The organism is Mesorhizobium sp. 1B3 (assembly GCF_050958605.1).
Taxonomy (GTDB): domain Bacteria; phylum Pseudomonadota; class Alphaproteobacteria; order Rhizobiales; family Rhizobiaceae.
Map to the genome: position 1 here is coordinate 24,723 of NZ_JBJHDO010000021.1, position 15,419 is coordinate 40,141.

A 15,419-nucleotide genomic window follows, 5' to 3' on the forward strand; every position below is an offset into this window, starting at 1 on the left:
CGATGGTGTTCGTCATGCAGCAGATGCGGCGGGTGTGCGCCGAATTCGCTGATGGGACAGCAGGTTTCGTCCCGCATCTTGAAGCCGTTGAGGACGCGGCGGAGAAAGCGCCGTTCACTTCTGCAGAGCGGGCCAAGGCGCTTTTGGAAATCTGTTGCAAGACGATCGCCGAGGAACGTGGACTTCCCCGCGCCAAGGCCGATCTCAACGACCTCGTTTCCGACCTGATCAAGCAGATCCCGTTCGCTGGCCTCAATCATCCGGACGAAAAAAGCATTGAAGAAGCGCTCACTAAGCTGACGCGTTCCGTGAACGCGTCCATTGGCGCACTTGCACAATTAAACAACATCGAGGGCTTGCGCCACGGCGGATCGGCCAATTGGGAAACTCTCGCGTTTCACCATGGCGCTATGCTTCTGAGCCTGAGCGACGCGCTTTGCGCGTTTCTCTATGAGGCGCACCGCCGCACGGTGCGGCGCGAACCGATACGCGCTTATGAGGACGAGGCGGAGTTCAACGTTGAGCTTGATGAAAACCACGTCGCAGAGCGAGGTGAAATCGTCGTGGTCGGCGTGCCGTTCAGGCCAAGCGAAATACTTTGGATGCTGAACCGATCCCGCTATGATGAAGCGCTTCAAGCTTGGCAAGTGGAGGCATCCGAGGCGGGCGCAAACGATGCTGGCAAGGTGGTTTAGTGGTCGAATATCAGCAATCAGCGCCACGACCCTCGCTTGGCTTCCGCGAAGCCGCAGTCGAAAGCGCCGCCATGGCGTGGCTGGAAGTCGTCGGATGGCGCACGCTCGATGGAACCTATCTCGCTCCCGATGGTCCCGGTGCCCCACGCGGTACATATTCGGACGTCGTGCTCCTCTCGCGCCTTGAGGATACGCTTTTCAGGCTCAATCCCGATATTGGCTCGGACGGCATAACGGCGGCGCTGCGCAAAATTCAGGACGTCGAAAGCCAAGACCTGCTTGATCAGAACCGTCGCATGATGCAGCTGATGCGGGACGGCGTCGATGTTGAAACTAACAATCCGGAACACGGCGTCATAACCCGGAAGGTCCGCCTCTTCGATCTAGAAAAGCCAGAGCGTAACGATTTCCTAGCGGCAAACCAGTTTACGGTGGTGGAGAGCAAGGAGCATCGCCGGCTCGACATCGTCTGCTTCGTGAATGGATTGCCGCTCGCGATTATCGAACTCAAGGATGCGGTCAACGCCGACGCGACGCTGCTCAGGGCATTCAACCAGATACAGACCTACAAAACCTCGATCCCGACGTTCTTCCGTTATAACGGCGCAATCGTCATCTCCGACGGGATGGAGGCGCGGATCGGCTCATTGACGGCGAGCTTCGACCGTTTCGCGCCATGGCGCACAATTGACGGCCGCGACATCGCCGACAAAGGGGCAGCCGAACTCGAAACCATCATCAAGGGCGTGTTTCACCCGGACCGCTTCCTCGATCTCGTGATCAATTTCGGCGTCTATGAAGTGCGGGGCGGCGCGGCGCGGGCGAAGAAGCTCGCCGGTTATCATCAATTTCATGCCGTCAACAAAGCCGTCCGGGCGACCGAGAGCGCGACAGCGACCAGTTCCCACAAGGCTGGCGTCATCTGGCACACACAAGGCTCGGGCAAGAGTCTAACGATGGCGCTCTACACTTCGAAGCTGGAGCGTAGCGAACGGCTTAGGAACCCGACTGTCGTTGTCGTGACCGACCGCAACGACCTTGACCAACAGCTTTTCGGCACCTTTGCCGACCACCCCGACCTTTTTCGGGTTGCGCCGGAAAATGCCGAGGATCGGGAAGAACTGCGGCAGAAGCTAAATCGTGCGTCCGGTGGTATTATTTTCACGACGATGCAGAAGTTCGGGCCGGAGGGCGAGGCGCGCAACGACGTCATAAGCGACCGTGAGAACATCATCGTCATTGCGGATGAGGCGCACCGAACTCAATACGGGCTAGGCGCACGGATCGACAAGAAGACCGGTCAGACTAGCTATGGCCTGGCAGTCCATCTTCGGGACATGCTGCCGAATGCCACGTTCATCGGCTTTACTGGCACCCCTATAGAACTGGTCGGACGCGATACCTATCAGGTGTTCGGCGACGTAATCGACACCTATGATATTGCCCAGTCCGTTGAAGACGGCGCAACAGTGCCGATTTACTACACGGCCCGGCTTGTTCAGTTACATCTTGATGCGGACGCACGGGCGGTGTTGGACGAGGGCTCGGACGAGTTGCTCGAAGGGGAAGAAGAAACCGAGCGGGAGCGGCACAAATCGAAGTGGTCGCGGCTTGAAGCCGTCGCCGGAGCACCAGAACGGATCAAGATCGTAGCAGAGGATATCGTCTCGCATTTTGAGAAACGTCAGGATGCGATGGGCGGCGGCAAGGGCATGGTCGTAGCCATGAGCCGCCGCATTGCGGTTGCGCTATATGACGAGATTGCCAAGCTGCGGTCGGAATGGGCGGAAAGCGGCCGGATGAATGTCGTCATGACCGGCAATGCGTCTGATCCGCCCGAATTCAAGCCACATATTCGCAAGAAGAGCGAGAACAAGATACTCGCCAACCGCTTCAAAGACCCTGACGACCCGTTCAATCTGGTCATCGTTCGCGACATGTGGCTGACAGGGTTTGATGCCCCGTGCCTGCATACGCTTTATGTGGACAAGCCGATGCGCGGACACGGGCTCATGCAGGCCATTGCGCGCGTCAATCGTGTGTTCGGCGAAAAGCCCGGCGGGCTGGTTGTCGATTACATGGGTATCGGCGCTGAACTGCAACAGGCTCTTGCGGCCTATAGCCAAACTGACCGGGAGCAAACGGCACGGGATCAGGAACTGGCGATCCAGCAACTTGTTGCTCGCCATGAAGCTGTCAGCGATTTCCTGAGTGGCGTCAACTGGCGAGACTTCTTTAAGGGTGAGGCCGGTCGGCGACTGACCGTGTTGAAGCAGACCGTAGAGCTCGTCCTTTCGCAAGAGAGCGGGCGGAAGCGCTATCTCGATCTTGCTACGGCTCTGGCCAGTGCCTTCGCCCTTGCGGCTGGCACGCCGGAAGCCGCGCGCTTGCGTGAAGATGTCGCCTTCATGCTCGCGGTTAGGGCCAATCTCGTAAAATACACGGGTGGCCGTACCCGTGATCGTCATGAAATTGAGCTAGAGCTTTCTCAACTGCTGTCCCGTGCCGTGGTCGCGGACGGGCTATTGGACGTCTTCCGGGAAGCCGGGTTCGAGCAACCGAACATCGCTATTCTTTCCGATGAGTTCCTTGATGAGGTCCGGTCTATGGAGCAGAAGAACCTCGCGATTGAGGCGCTGCATCGCCTCATTAACGGCGAGATTCTCTCCCGCGAGAAACAAAACGTCGTGGAGGCGCGGCGTTTCTCCGAACGCTTGGAGGAAGCCATTGCCCGATACCACAACAGGGCAATCGATAGTGTCCAAGTCATCCAGGAACTGATCGATCTCGCCAAGGAAATGCGGGCATCACTTGGTCGCGGCGAAAACCTTGGTCTCGATGCCGATGAAATTGCGTTCTACGACGCGCTTGCCGAAAACCGATCGGCTATCGACGTGCTAGGCAGTAAGGGTTTACGCGAGCTAGCCCAAGAATTGGTGCGGCGGATGAAGCCTCTGGTGACCGTTGATTGGGCGGTGAAAGAAAACGTGCGCGCAAGGCTCCGTGTGGAAGTGCGCCGCCTTCTGCGTCGATACGGCTATCCGCCGGATTTGCAGCAAATGGCAATTGACCTCGTGATGGAGCAAGCTAACGTCGTTTGCGAAAAATGGGTGGATACCTGAGTGGGACCACTAAAGTGGTCGTGCGCTTCGCGATGCTCACAGATCAAGAACCTACTGGGCCATTATAACCACCGCGCTAGGGGTCCTAGTGAAGCCGCACTTCGAAATTCTCTAACCCGGCGGGCGCGCACGGCTTCAACCAGATGTGCGAGGCCGTGGCCGATGTCGATCAGGAAATTGTAGTTCCATGGGCGGCGATATCATTGGTCCGCCCCACAGCCCGCACAATACCCCACCCGCCGCGAGCTGATCCCTATCAGCACCGGTGAAGCTTTCCCCGTCTCCGTCTGTCCCACTGTCCCACTCCCTTAGGGCGTGGGACAGTGGGACAGTTCTCACCTCACAGCCTGCCCTCCGTTCGCAGCTTCGCCTGGATGCGGTTGATCTTGCTTTTGGAAAGGCCGGCTTCCTCCGCGATGTCGCGCACCGACATGCTCTCGCGGGTGAGTTCCTCGACCCTCTCCGCCTCCGCGTCGGTCAGGTCGCGGACGTGCCAGGAGGTCACGCCGTCGCGGATCTCCAGCCGCGCTTCGAAGGGCGCGGCGTCCTCGCCGAAGATGCCGCGCGCTTTGGTAAGATGAACCTCGAAGCAGGCGCCCTGCTGGAGCTGGTAATCCTCGCCGCGCTTGAGCTGGATGACGGTGTCGAGCACGTCTTCCCGCTTCGACGTACCACGCGCCTCGCCATTGCGCCCGGCAGGCTCCAGGATCAGCACGCTCAGGCCCTTGCGGCGCAGCTTGAGCAGCCAGGATTGCATCGAGTTCCAGGATTCCGCGTCGTTCTCGCGCCCGCTCGAAACAAGCGTCGAGCGGTTGTCGAGGGATCAGGAGCTCGGTGTCGCCGAGCAGGGCCTCGACGCACTTCTGGTCTTCGTCGGCCGCAATTTTGGCAGGCGCCCCAACTCCTGCTCGTCGATGGGCAGGCACGGAGCGTCTGGCTCGGCGCGGTCGGGCGGCGGCCGCGAGGGAACGGAATGGATTCTCGGGTCAGCTTCGCCCTTCGGGCTCAGCGCCCGAGAATAACGAAGGAGAAGGAGCGGCCTCTCGTGCGCTGAGGCGCGCCCCTACAACAACTGTCCCAGGAACTCCTGCACCTCGTGCCCCGGCTTGAACTGGCCGATGCGCTTGATTTCCCAGTGGAGTCGCTGGCCGGAGTGCTCCAGAACGCGGGCGCGGACGGTTTCGCCGAGATATTCGAGGTCGTAGCCGGTGGCGTTGCCGGTGTTGATCATGAAGTTGCAGTGCATGGGCGACATCTGCGCCCCGCCGATCATCAGCCCGCGGCAGCCGGCGTCGTGGATGAGCTTCCAGGCAGAGGCGCCCTCGGGGTTCTTGAAGGTCGAGCCGCCGGTCTTCTCGCGGATCGGCTGCACCGTCTCGCGGTGTTGCTGCACGGCGTCCATCGCCGCCTTGATGGCGTCCTGGTCCTCCGGGTAGCCTTCGAACACGGCCGAGGTGAAGATCAGCCCCGCCGGCGCGCCGGAATGGCGGTAGGCGTAGCCCATGTCGGCGTTGGAGAGCGTGCAGGGATTGCCCTTGCGGTCGAGCGCGCGCACTTCCACCACGCGCTCGCGCGTCTCGACGCCATTGGCGCCGGCATTCATGCGCAGCGCGCCGCCCACCCCACCGGGAATGCCGTGATAGAAATGGAAGCCGCCAATGCCGGCCTGGTGCGCCACCGCCGCGAGCCGCTTGTCGGGCGTGGCCGCCCCTGCCCTGATGCGCGTATCCGAAATCACCTCGGCCTCGCCGAAACCCTTCGCGGAAAGCCGGATGACGAAACCGGGAATGCCGCCCTCGCGCACAAGCAGGTTGGAACCGATGCCGACGACAGTGAGCGGGATCTCCTCGGGCACGGCGGCGAGGAAGGCCGCGAGGTCCTCCTCGTCGGCCGGCTGGAACAGCGCCTCGGCCTGGCCGCCGGCACGGAACCAGGTGATCTTTTCCATCTCGGCATTGGGCGTGATGCGACCGCGCAAGCCGGAGAGCTTGTCGCCCAGCCTCTCGATCAGTCTTTCGCCATGCATCATGACGTCGCCCCGGCCAATTCCTTCGGCAGGGCATATGCCCATTGCGTGATGTTGCCGGCGCCGAGGAACACCACATAGTCGCCCGGCCTGGCGAGCTCGCGCACGATGGGCGCGATCTGCCCCGGTCCTTCGATATAACGCGCGTCGCGATGGCCGCCGGCACGGATGCGGGAGACCAGCGCCTCGGAAGAAGCGCCGTCGATCGGGTCTTCGCCGGCCGCATAGACCGGCGCCACCATCACCGTGTCGGCATCGTTGAAGCAGGCAGAGAAATCCGCGAAGAGGTCATGCAGGCGCGTGTAGCGATGCGGCTGGGCAATGGCGATGACGCGCCCCTTGGCGGAATCGCGCGCGGCGCGCAGCACCGCCTTGATCTCGACGGGATGGTGGCCGTAATCGTCGAACACCTCGACGCCGTTCCAGGTGCCGGTATGGGTGAAGCGGCGCTTCACGCCGCCGAAGGCGCTCAAGCCGCGCCGTATCGCCTCGTCGGAAAGGCCGAGCTCATGCGCCACCGCGATAGCGGCCGTGGCGTTGGAGACGTTGTGGCGGCCCGGCATGGGCAGCCGGAGGTCGCGGATCGCGGTCTCGGCGCCGCTCTTGCGGTCGCGGATCACCACGTCGAACAGCGAGGCCCCGCCCTCGGAACGATGGTTGCCGAAGCGCACATCGGCCTGCGCATTCTCGCCATAGGTGATGACGCGGCGGTCTTCGATGCGCGACACCAGCGCCTGCACTTCCGGATGGTCGGTGCACATCACGCCGAAGCCGTAGAAGGGCACGTTCTCGACGAATTGCCGGAAGGCCTCGCGCACCTTCTCGAAGCTCCCGTAATGGTCGAGATGCTCGGGGTCGATATTGGTGATGACGGCGATATCGGCCGGCAGCTTGAGGAAGGTGCCGTCGCTCTCGTCGGCCTCCACCACCATCCATTCGCCGGCGCCCATGCGGGCATTGGTGCCATAGGCGTTGATGATGCCGCCATTCACCACGGTCGGGTCGAGGCCGCCGGCGTCGAGCAACGTCGCCACCATCGACGTCGTGGTGGTTTTGCCATGGGTGCCGCCGATGGCGACCGCGTTGCGGAAGCGCATCAGCTCGGCCAGCATCTCGGCGCGGCGCACCACCGGCAGCAGCTTCTCGCGGGCGGCGGCGAGCTCGGGATTGCTCTTCTTGATGGCGGTCGAGACGACAACCACCTCGGCATCCCCGAGATTCTCGGCCTTGTGGCCGACGAAGCAGGAAATGCCCTTGTCGCGCAGGCGCTGGACATTGGCGCTCTCGGCCTGGTCGGAGCCCTGCACGTGATAGCCGAGATTGTGCAGCACCTCGGCGATGCCGCTCATGCCGATGCCGCCGATGCCGATGAAGTGGACGAGCCCTATGGTCTGCGGCATCTTCATGACCGCACCCCCTTCTTGAATTCTTCTATGGTCTGACCAGACGCAATAGCCTCTGCGAGGTCGGCGAGCAACCGCGCAGCATCCGGCTTGCCCTGGGATCGCGCGGCCTCAGCCATATTGATGAGGCGGTCGGGCGCGTTCATCAGCCCGCCGATGAGTTCGGCAAGCCGCTCTGTGGAAAGGCTTGCCTGCGGGTGGACCTCGGCGCCTCCCGCAGCGGCAAGGGTGGCGGCATTGGCCGCCTGATCGTGGTCGAGCGCATGTGGATAAGGCACGAGCAATGCCGGCCGGCCGATCACCGCGATCTCCGATACCGTGGAGGCGCCCGAGCGCGAGATCACGAGATGGGCGGCGGCGAGGCGCGCCGCCATGTCGGTGAAGAAGGGCGAGACCTCGGCCTCGACGCCCATCGCGGCATAGGCGTCGCGCACCCCAGCCTCGTCTTCCCGGCGGGCCTGCTGTGTGATTTTCAGCCGCTTGCGCTGGGGTTCGGGAAGCTCCGCGAGGGCCGGCGGGATGGCCTCGGAGAAGAAGGACGCGCCCTGGCTGCCGCCGAAAACGAGCAGGCGGAAGGGCTCGTTCGCCGCCGGCGCGGCGAATGGTGTGTTGGCCGCTTCGAGCACGGCCGGGCGAACGGGGTTGCCGGTAACCACGATCTTCGCCGCATAGGGCCCGGCCGCGTCTGAAAGGAAGCCGCCGGCAATGGCTTTGACCCTGGCGGCGAGCGCCTTGTTGGCGCGGCCCATCACCGCGTTCTGCTCATGCAGCATGGAAGGCACGCCGCGGCGCGCGGCGGCATAGAGCGGCGGCAGCGTCGGGTAGCCGCCGAAGCCGATCACGGCGGCGGGCTTGATGGCGGCGATGACCTGGGAAGCCTGGCGCACGCCGCGCCAGATCGTCCAGAAGGCGCGAGCGAGCGCGACCGGGTTGCGCGACCCGATGGTGGAGGAGGAGATGGCGTGCACCGCGTCGGCCGGAAAGCCGCCGGCGAAGCGCCCTGCCCGGTCGTCGGCGGCCAGATGCACCGCCCACCCCCGCGCCTTCAACTCATGCGCTAGCGCCTCGGCCGGAAACAAATGCCCGCCGGTGCCCCCGGCAGCGAGCAGGATGGTGCGTTGGGGCATTAGGATGGTCGTCCCGCATGGCCGTCATTGTGAGGGCGGTGCTTTACGACGCCCCCCTCTGTCCTGCCGGACATCTCCCCCACAAGGGGGGAGATTGGCAGTTTTGGTGTCGGCACCTCTTCTGTCACGTCGACGATTGGCGAAAGCACGCGTGACAGCCGATCTCCCCCCTTGAGGGGGAGATGTCCGGCAGGACAGAGGGGGGTGTCGTAGAGCACCATCGCCACCCTATTCCGTCGCCACCGCCCGCCGCGAGAAGCCGAACTGCGTGCGGCTTTGCGGGCGTTTGCGGGTCAGGGCCAGCACCATGCCCATGGAAATCGCGATGGCGATGAGCGAGGAGCCGCCATAGGAGATGAAGGGCAGCGTCATGCCCTTGGCCGGCATGAGCTGCAGGTTGACGCCCATGTTGATGACCGACTGGAAACCGAAATTGGTGACGAGGCCCGCCACCGCGTAGCGCGTGAAATCGTCATGCTCCCTGAGCGCGGTGCTCAGGCCCCGCAGCACGACGAAAGCGAAGATGCCCATGATGAGGAAGAGCAGGATGATGCCGAATTCCTCGCCGGCCACGGCGAAGACGAAGTCGGCATGGCTGTCGGGGATGATGCGCTTGATGGTGCCCTCGCCCGGGCCGACGCCAAACCAGCCGCCATTGATGACGGCCTCGCGGCCCATATCGACCTGGAAGGTGTCGCCCTCGCCGGTGATGAAGCGGTCGATACGGCCGGCAAAGTGCGGGAAGAACGTATAGGCGCCTGCGGCGCCCGCGATGCCCACGGCGCCGAGCAGGATGATCCACAGCCACGGCATGCCCGCCATGAAGAACATCACGCCCCAGGTGCCGAGCACCAGCAGGGTCTGGCCGAGGTCGGGCTGGGCGACGAGGAGCGCCAGCACCACGCCGAGCAGGATCATGGCGAAGAGATTGCCGGGAATGTCGGGCTGGCGCTGATGTTCGGCGAAGAGCCAGGCGCAGATGATGACGAAGGCGGGCTTCAGGAACTCCGAGGGCTGGATGGAGAGGCCGGCGATCGACACCCAGCGGCGCGCGCCCTTCACTTCGACGCCGACATAGAGCACGGCGAGCATCAGGAGCAGCGACACGCCGAGCATGACGATGGCGAGCCGCCTTATCTGGCGGGCATCGAGGAAGGAGACCGAGAGAAGTGCCACCAGGGCCGGGATCATGAAGACGATCTGGCGCGTGGCGAAGTGGAAGCTGCCCAGCCCGATGCGCTCGGCCACGGCGGGGCTCGCCGCGAAGGAAAGCACGATGCCGAGCCCCATCAGCGACAGGAATGCGGCGAGGAACCAGCGGTCGACTGTCCACCACCATGTTGCGACCGGGCTGCGGTCGAGACGGCTAGCCTGCATTTCTCACGCTCCATGTGGTCGGGTTGTGATGGACGATCGGGCGGAAGAGGACTCTGGACGCCCCCTCATCCGACCGCGCTTCGCGCGGCCACCTTCTCCCCTAAGGGGAGAAGAGAAGGCTGGCCGCAACGCCAGTGCCGATCGCCAGCGTTTGCAATTGGCAGGAGCGCTTGTGCAAAGCTCTCCCTTCTCCCCCGGGGGGAGAAGGTGGCCGCGCAACGCGCGGTCGGATGAGGGGGATCTGGCGAAACGCTGCGCCACTAGCCGGCTCCTCCAATGGGCTTCACGCCGGGAATAGCATTCACGGCTTGCCTGAAGGCTTCGCCGCGGATTTCGAAATTCTTGAACTGGTCGAAGCTGGCGCAGGCCGGCGAGAGGAGCACCACCGCCTCGCCGCTCTCGTCTTGCGCGGCTTCCGCCGCGGCATGTTCCACCGCCGCGGCCAGCGTGCCGGAAATCTCGTAGGGAACGGTCTCGCCAAGCGTCGCGGAGAAAGCGGGCGCTGCCTCGCCGATCAGGTAGGCCTTGGCGATGCGCGGGAAGAAGCTGCGCAGCGGCTCGATGCCGCCTTCCTTGGCAAGCCCCCCGGCGATCCAGTAGATGCGGGGGAAACTCGACAGCGCCGGTGCCGCGGCATCCGCGTTCGTTGCCTTGGAATCGTTGACGAAGAGCACGTTATCCTTGCGCGCCACCTGCTCCATGCGGTGCGCAAGGCCGGGGAAGCTTTCCAGCCCCGACTGGATCTCGCCGAGCTCGAGGCCGACTTTCAGGCAGGCGACGACGGCGGCGAGCGCGTTCTGCGCATTGTGCTGGCCGCGAAGCGAGCCGATGCCCTCGAGGAAGCCGATGCGCTCGTAGCGCCCGTGCACGGCCTCCATCAGGTCGGTGCCGTCGGCGAAATAGCCGTCGGTCAGCGGCAGGCGCTTGGAGATGCGAACGACCTCCTTGCCGGCGCGCTCCAGCCGGTCGGCGATCTGCTGGCAATAGATGTCGTCGACGCCGATGATGGCCGTATCGCTGCCGGCCACCAGCCGCTCCTTGATCGTCGCGTAGTGCTGCATGGTGCCATGGCGATCGAGATGGTCGGGCGTGAGGTTGAGCAGCACGCCGGCGGTCGGGTCGACCGAAGGCGCGAGGTCGATCTGGTAGGACGAGCACTCCACCACATAGTGGCGGCTATTCTCGGGCGGATCGAGCGTCATCACCGCCCGGCCGATATTGCCGCCCATCTGCGTGTCGCGGCCGGCCGATTGCAGGATATGGGCGGCAAGCGCCGTGGTGGTCGACTTGCCGTTGGTGCCGGTGATGGCGATGAAGGGGGCGGACGGCGCGCGAGCGCGGCGCTCGCGGGCGAAGAGCTCGACGTCGCCGATGACTTCCACGCCGGCCCCGCGTGCGAGTTCCACCGACCAGTGCGGCTTGGGGTGGGTGAGCGGCACGCCGGGCGACAGGATGAAGGAAGCGAAGCCAGCCCAGTCGGCGCCGCGCAGGTCCGCGGTATCGATGCCGGCTTCGGCCGCCTTGGCCACGCTTTCGGGATTGTCGTCCCAGGCCAGCACGCCGGCCCCGCCGGCCTTGAGCGCCAACGCCGTCGCGATGCCCGAGCCGCCCAGGCCGAAGAGAGCGACCCTTTTGCCCTTGAAGGACATTGCTGGGATCATAAACCGGCCTCTTAGCGCAGCTTGAGCGTGGACAGCCCGATCAGGGCGAGGATCACGGCGACGATCCAGAAGCGGATCACCACCTGGCTCTCCGTCCAACCGAGCTTTTCGAAATGGTGATGGATCGGCGCCATCAGGAACACGCGGCGGCCGGTCATCTTGAAGAAGCCGACCTGGATGATGACCGACAGCGCCTCCATCACGAACAGGCCGCCGACGATCGCCATGACGATCTCGTGCTTCGTGGCGACGGCCACCGTGCCAATGAGGCCACCCAGCGCCAGCGAGCCCGTGTCGCCCATGAATATAGCCGCTGGCGGGGCATTGAACCACAGAAACCCGAGGCCGGCGCCGATCACAGCTCCGAGAACGACGGCGAGCTCGCCGGTGCCCGGTACGAAATGGATCTGAAGATATTCGGCGAAGACCGCGTTGCCGGAGAGATAGGCGATCACGCCGAAGGAGGCGGCGGCGATCATGATCGGCACGATGGCCAGGCCGTCGAGCCCGTCGGTCAGGTTCACCGCATTGCCGGCGCCGACGATGACGAAGCCGGCGAAGGGGATGAAGAACCAGCCGAGATTGAGGAGAAGGTCCTTGAAGAAGGGGAAGGTGAGCGAAGACGAGAACGGCGACTGGCCGGCGCGCATGATCACCCAGGCGGCGATGCCGGCGATCACGAACTCGATGCCCAATCGGGTCTTGCCGGAAAGGCCGAGATGCGACTGCTTCGTGACCTTGAGATAATCGTCGTAAAAACCGATCGCGCCGAAGCCGAGGGTGACGAGCAGCACCACCCAGACATAGACGCTGGAGAGATTGGTCCACAAAAGCGACGAGCCGATGATGCCGGTGAGGATCATCAGGCCGCCCATGGTCGGCGTGCCGGCCTTCTTGAAATGCGTCTGCGGGCCGTCGGCGCGGATCGGCTGGCCCTTGCCCTGGCGGATACGCAGCGAATTGATGATCGCCGGACCGAAGATGAAGACGATCAGTGCGGAAGTGATCAACGCGCCGCCGGTGCGGAAGGTGATGTAGCGAAACACGTTGAAGACCGAAATCTCCTCCGCGAAAGCAACGAGAAGGGTCAGCATGAAATCTCTTTCAGCCGGCTCATGCCGGTGTGGATCGTTCGGCCTCGGCCGCGAATTGGGTGACGAGCGCATCGACCAGCCTGGAGAAGCCGATGCCCTTGGACGATTTGACCATGACGGTGTCGCCCGGCCGCAGCGCGTCGAGCAATACCGGTTTCAGTTCCTCGGCGCCGGCGCGATAGCCGGCCACGAGGTCGGGGGGCAAGGTTTCGGCCAGCGCCTTCATTTCAGGCCCGGCCAGGAACACCAGATCCGTCCTGGTTTCCCTGAGAACGTCTGCAAGCGCCTGATGCAGCTTGGCCGAATGGCTGCCGAGCTCCAGCATGTCGCCGAGAACGGCGATGCGCCGCCCATGGCCCTGCACCGGCGTCGCGTCGAGCAGCGCGATGGCCGCGCGCATCGAGGCGGGATTGGCGTTGTAGCTTTCGTCGATCAGCGTGACCTCGCCGCCGGACAGGCGCAGGAGATGGCGCCTGCCGCGCCCGTTCTCGGCGGTGAGATCGCCGAGCGCCATGGCGACGCGGTCGAGATCGGCTCCCAAGAGATAGGCCGTGCCAAGCACGGCGAGCACGTTCTGCACCGTGTGCCGGCCGGGCACGCCGACCCTGGCGGCCAGCTCCTGGCCTTCTATGCTCGTGGTGATGGTGGACTCCTCGGCGTGCAGCTTGCAGGCCAGCAGCCGGAAATCGGCCTCTTCGTTCTCGCCGAAACCCAGGACGCGCTCGATCCCTCGCGCGCGGGCAAGCCCTGCGAGAAGCTCGAAGCGGCTGTCGTCGCGGTTGAGGAGCACCGTGCCGCCGGGTTCCACGCCCTCGAAGATCTCGGCCTTGGCCCGGGCGATCTCGTCGAGGTCGCGGAAATGGCCGAGATGGGCGGCCGCGATCAGCGTGACGATGGCGATCTCGGGCCGGACCAGCTTTGCCAGCGGCCGGATCTCGCCGCTATGGTTCATGCCGATCTCGAAGACCGCATAGTCGCAATCTTCCGGCATCCGGGCCAATGTCAGCGGCACGCCCCAATGGTTGTTGAACGACTTGTCGGCGGCATGCACCTTGCCGACGGCCGAAAGCACATGGCGAAGCGCCTCCTTGGTGGAGGTCTTGCCGGCCGAGCCGGTGATGGCGACGATCCTGGCGCGGCTGCGCTCACGCGCGGCGGCCCCTAAGCTTTCCAGCGCGGCAAGCACGTCGGGCACGACGATCATCGGCGCGGTCAGCCGGCCGAGCGCCGGCAACTTGCCTTCCGCCACGACCAGGACCGAGGCGCCGGCCTTGACGGCCGCGGTCGCGAAATCGTGCCCGTCGAGCGCGTCGCCCTTGATGGCGAAGAAGGCTTCGCCGGGCTTGAGGGTGCGCGTGTCGATCGAGATCCCCGATATGCCCGGCGGCACGCTGCCGAGTGGCCGGCCACCCGTCGCCTCGATCAGGGCTTTCGACGTCCAGAGATAATTCATGCCGCCCGCTCCGTCAGCGCTGCGCGCACTTCCGCATGATCGGAAAAGGGAAAAGTTTCGGCGCCGATCGTCTGGCCTTCCTCATGCCCCTTGCCGGCGACGATCAGCGTATCGCCGGCTTCGAGCATCGACACGGCCTTGCGGATCGCCTCACGGCGGTCGCCGATCTCGATCGCCCCGGGCGCGGCGGCGAGAATGGCGGCGCGGATCTCGGCAGGCACCTCGGAACGCGGATTGTCGTCGGTGACAACAGCGACATCGGCGAGCCGCGTCGCGATCTCGCCCATGATCGGGCGCTTGCCGCGGTCGCGGTCGCCGCCGCAGCCGAAGACCACCATCACCCGTCCGGTGGTGAAGGGCCGTACCGAGGCGAGAACGTTCTCCAGCGCGTCCGGCTTGTGAGCATAATCGACATAGACCGGCGCACCTTTGGACGTGGTGCCGACCAGCTCGAGCCGGCCCGACGCGCCCTTCAGATTCTCCAGCGCGGCGAGCGCCTTGGCAGCCGGCGTACCGGTTGAAATGGCAAGCCCCGCCGCGACCAGCGCATTGGCGATCTGAAAATCGCCGGCGAGCGGCAGGTCGATCTCGTGCAGCACGCCGCCGGCCTCGACCTCGGCGCGCTGGCGGAAACGCTCGTGCTCGACACGCTTCAGCGTGAGGAAATCGCCATGGCGTCCGACGGTCAGGACCTCGAGGCCGGCTGCCTTCGCGGCTTGAACCGTCGGCGCCGACCAGGGGTCGTCGGCGAAGATGACGGCTGGCGCCCCCTTGGGCAGCAGCGCCTCGAACAGGCGCAGCTTGGCCTTGTGATAGTGCTCGACGGTCGGATGGTAGTCCATGTGGTCGCGGCCGAGATTGGTGAAAGCGCCGGCGGCCAGGCTGACGCCGTCGAGCCGGTGCTGGTCCAGTCCGTGGCTCGAAGCCTCCATCGCCGCATGGGTGACACCGGCCTCGGCCAATTCCTTCAGCAACCGGTGCAGTGCGACGGGATCGGGCGTGGTCAGGGCGCCATAGTCGTTGCGGCCGGGCGCGATCACGCCCGTCGTGCCGATGCTCGCCGCCGCCAAGCCGGCCTGCTCCCACACTTGGCGGGTGAAGGACGCGACGGACGTCTTGCCGCTGGTGCCGGTCACCGCCACCATGGTCTTGGGCTGGCGGCCGAAGAAGCGCGCCGCGGCGAGCGCCAGGGCAAGCCGCGGCTCGTCCACTTCGAGGATCGGTATGTCGAGGGCCGTTCCGACCGCGCCCCTGCCGGCGACGACCGCGGCCGCTCCTCGCCTCTGCGCATCCGCCGCATAGGCCGCGCCATCCGTCTTGGTGCCGGGAACCGCGACGAAGAGGGTCCCTTCCCCCGCCTCGCGCGAATCCGATGAAATTCCGGTGATCTCAATACTGCCCGGGCGCACCCCTTCGACAGGCAGGATACCGGCGAATTCTCTCAGGTCCATCGAGTTCCAG

11 protein-coding genes are annotated in these 15,419 nt (G+C 64.6%); 2 read left to right on the plus strand and 9 right to left on the minus strand.

The features are described from left to right. The first annotated feature begins 2 nt into the window (after positions 1 to 2). Entirely contained in the window at positions 3 to 695 is a 693-nt protein-coding gene (locus ACCO56_RS31740; protein ID WP_433644967.1) for an abortive infection family protein, read from the plus strand. Further along, on the plus strand, positions 695 to 3,817 hold the full coding sequence (locus tag ACCO56_RS31745; RefSeq protein ID WP_433644968.1) for a type I restriction endonuclease subunit R: 3,123 nt from the start codon (positions 695 to 697) through the stop codon (positions 3,815 to 3,817). The genes ACCO56_RS31740 and ACCO56_RS31745 overlap by 1 nt, the downstream gene beginning before the upstream one ends. A 340-nt stretch (positions 3,818 to 4,157) precedes the next feature. Here ACCO56_RS31745 and ACCO56_RS31750 read toward each other — a convergent pair whose 3' ends face one another. From ACCO56_RS31750 to ACCO56_RS31790, 9 genes are all read right to left on the minus strand, one after another. Beyond that, positions 4,158 to 4,574, minus strand: coding sequence for a hypothetical protein (locus ACCO56_RS31750; protein WP_433644969.1), 417 nt, complete (start codon positions 4,572 to 4,574; stop codon positions 4,158 to 4,160). A 306-nt stretch (positions 4,575 to 4,880) separates the two neighbouring features. Further along, positions 4,881 to 5,846 (minus strand): UDP-N-acetylmuramate dehydrogenase, encoded by a 966-nt coding sequence (gene murB / locus ACCO56_RS31755; RefSeq protein WP_433644970.1) that lies wholly within the window; start codon positions 5,844 to 5,846, stop codon positions 4,881 to 4,883. Continuing rightward, positions 5,843 to 7,249, minus strand: coding sequence for a UDP-N-acetylmuramate--L-alanine ligase (gene murC / locus ACCO56_RS31760; RefSeq protein WP_433644971.1), 1,407 nt, complete (start codon positions 7,247 to 7,249; stop codon positions 5,843 to 5,845). Before murC ends, murB begins: the two co-directional genes overlap by 4 nt. Further along, positions 7,246 to 8,373, minus strand: coding sequence for an undecaprenyldiphospho-muramoylpentapeptide beta-N-acetylglucosaminyltransferase (gene murG / locus ACCO56_RS31765; protein WP_433644972.1), 1,128 nt, complete (start codon positions 8,371 to 8,373; stop codon positions 7,246 to 7,248). Before murG ends, murC begins: the two co-directional genes overlap by 4 nt. A 228-nt stretch (positions 8,374 to 8,601) precedes the next feature. Next, positions 8,602 to 9,750, minus strand: a complete 1,149-nt coding sequence (gene ftsW, locus ACCO56_RS31770; protein WP_433644973.1) for a putative lipid II flippase FtsW — start codon at positions 9,748 to 9,750, stop codon at positions 8,602 to 8,604. Positions 9,751 to 10,010: 260 nt separating this feature from the next. Next, positions 10,011 to 11,411 carry a UDP-N-acetylmuramoyl-L-alanine--D-glutamate ligase gene (gene murD / locus ACCO56_RS31775; RefSeq protein ID WP_433644974.1) on the minus strand — a complete coding sequence of 467 codons (1,401 nt, stop codon included), beginning with the start codon at positions 11,409 to 11,411 and terminating at the stop codon, positions 10,011 to 10,013. Positions 11,412 to 11,422: 11 nt separating this feature from the next. Continuing rightward, positions 11,423 to 12,505: a phospho-N-acetylmuramoyl-pentapeptide-transferase gene (gene mraY / locus ACCO56_RS31780; RefSeq protein ID WP_433644975.1), complete on the minus strand. Its 1,083-nt coding sequence runs from the start codon at positions 12,503 to 12,505 to the stop codon at positions 11,423 to 11,425. 19 nt (positions 12,506 to 12,524) lie between these two features. Further along, a complete protein-coding gene (locus ACCO56_RS31785) occupies positions 12,525 to 13,958 on the minus strand; it encodes a UDP-N-acetylmuramoylalanyl-D-glutamyl-2,6-diaminopimelate--D-alanyl-D-alanine ligase (protein WP_433644976.1) in 1,434 nt (477 codons plus the stop codon). Next, a complete protein-coding gene (locus ACCO56_RS31790) occupies positions 13,955 to 15,409 on the minus strand; it encodes a UDP-N-acetylmuramoyl-L-alanyl-D-glutamate--2,6-diaminopimelate ligase (protein WP_433644998.1) in 1,455 nt (484 codons plus the stop codon). Before ACCO56_RS31790 ends, ACCO56_RS31785 begins: the two co-directional genes overlap by 4 nt. Positions 15,410 to 15,419 lie beyond the last annotated feature (10 nt).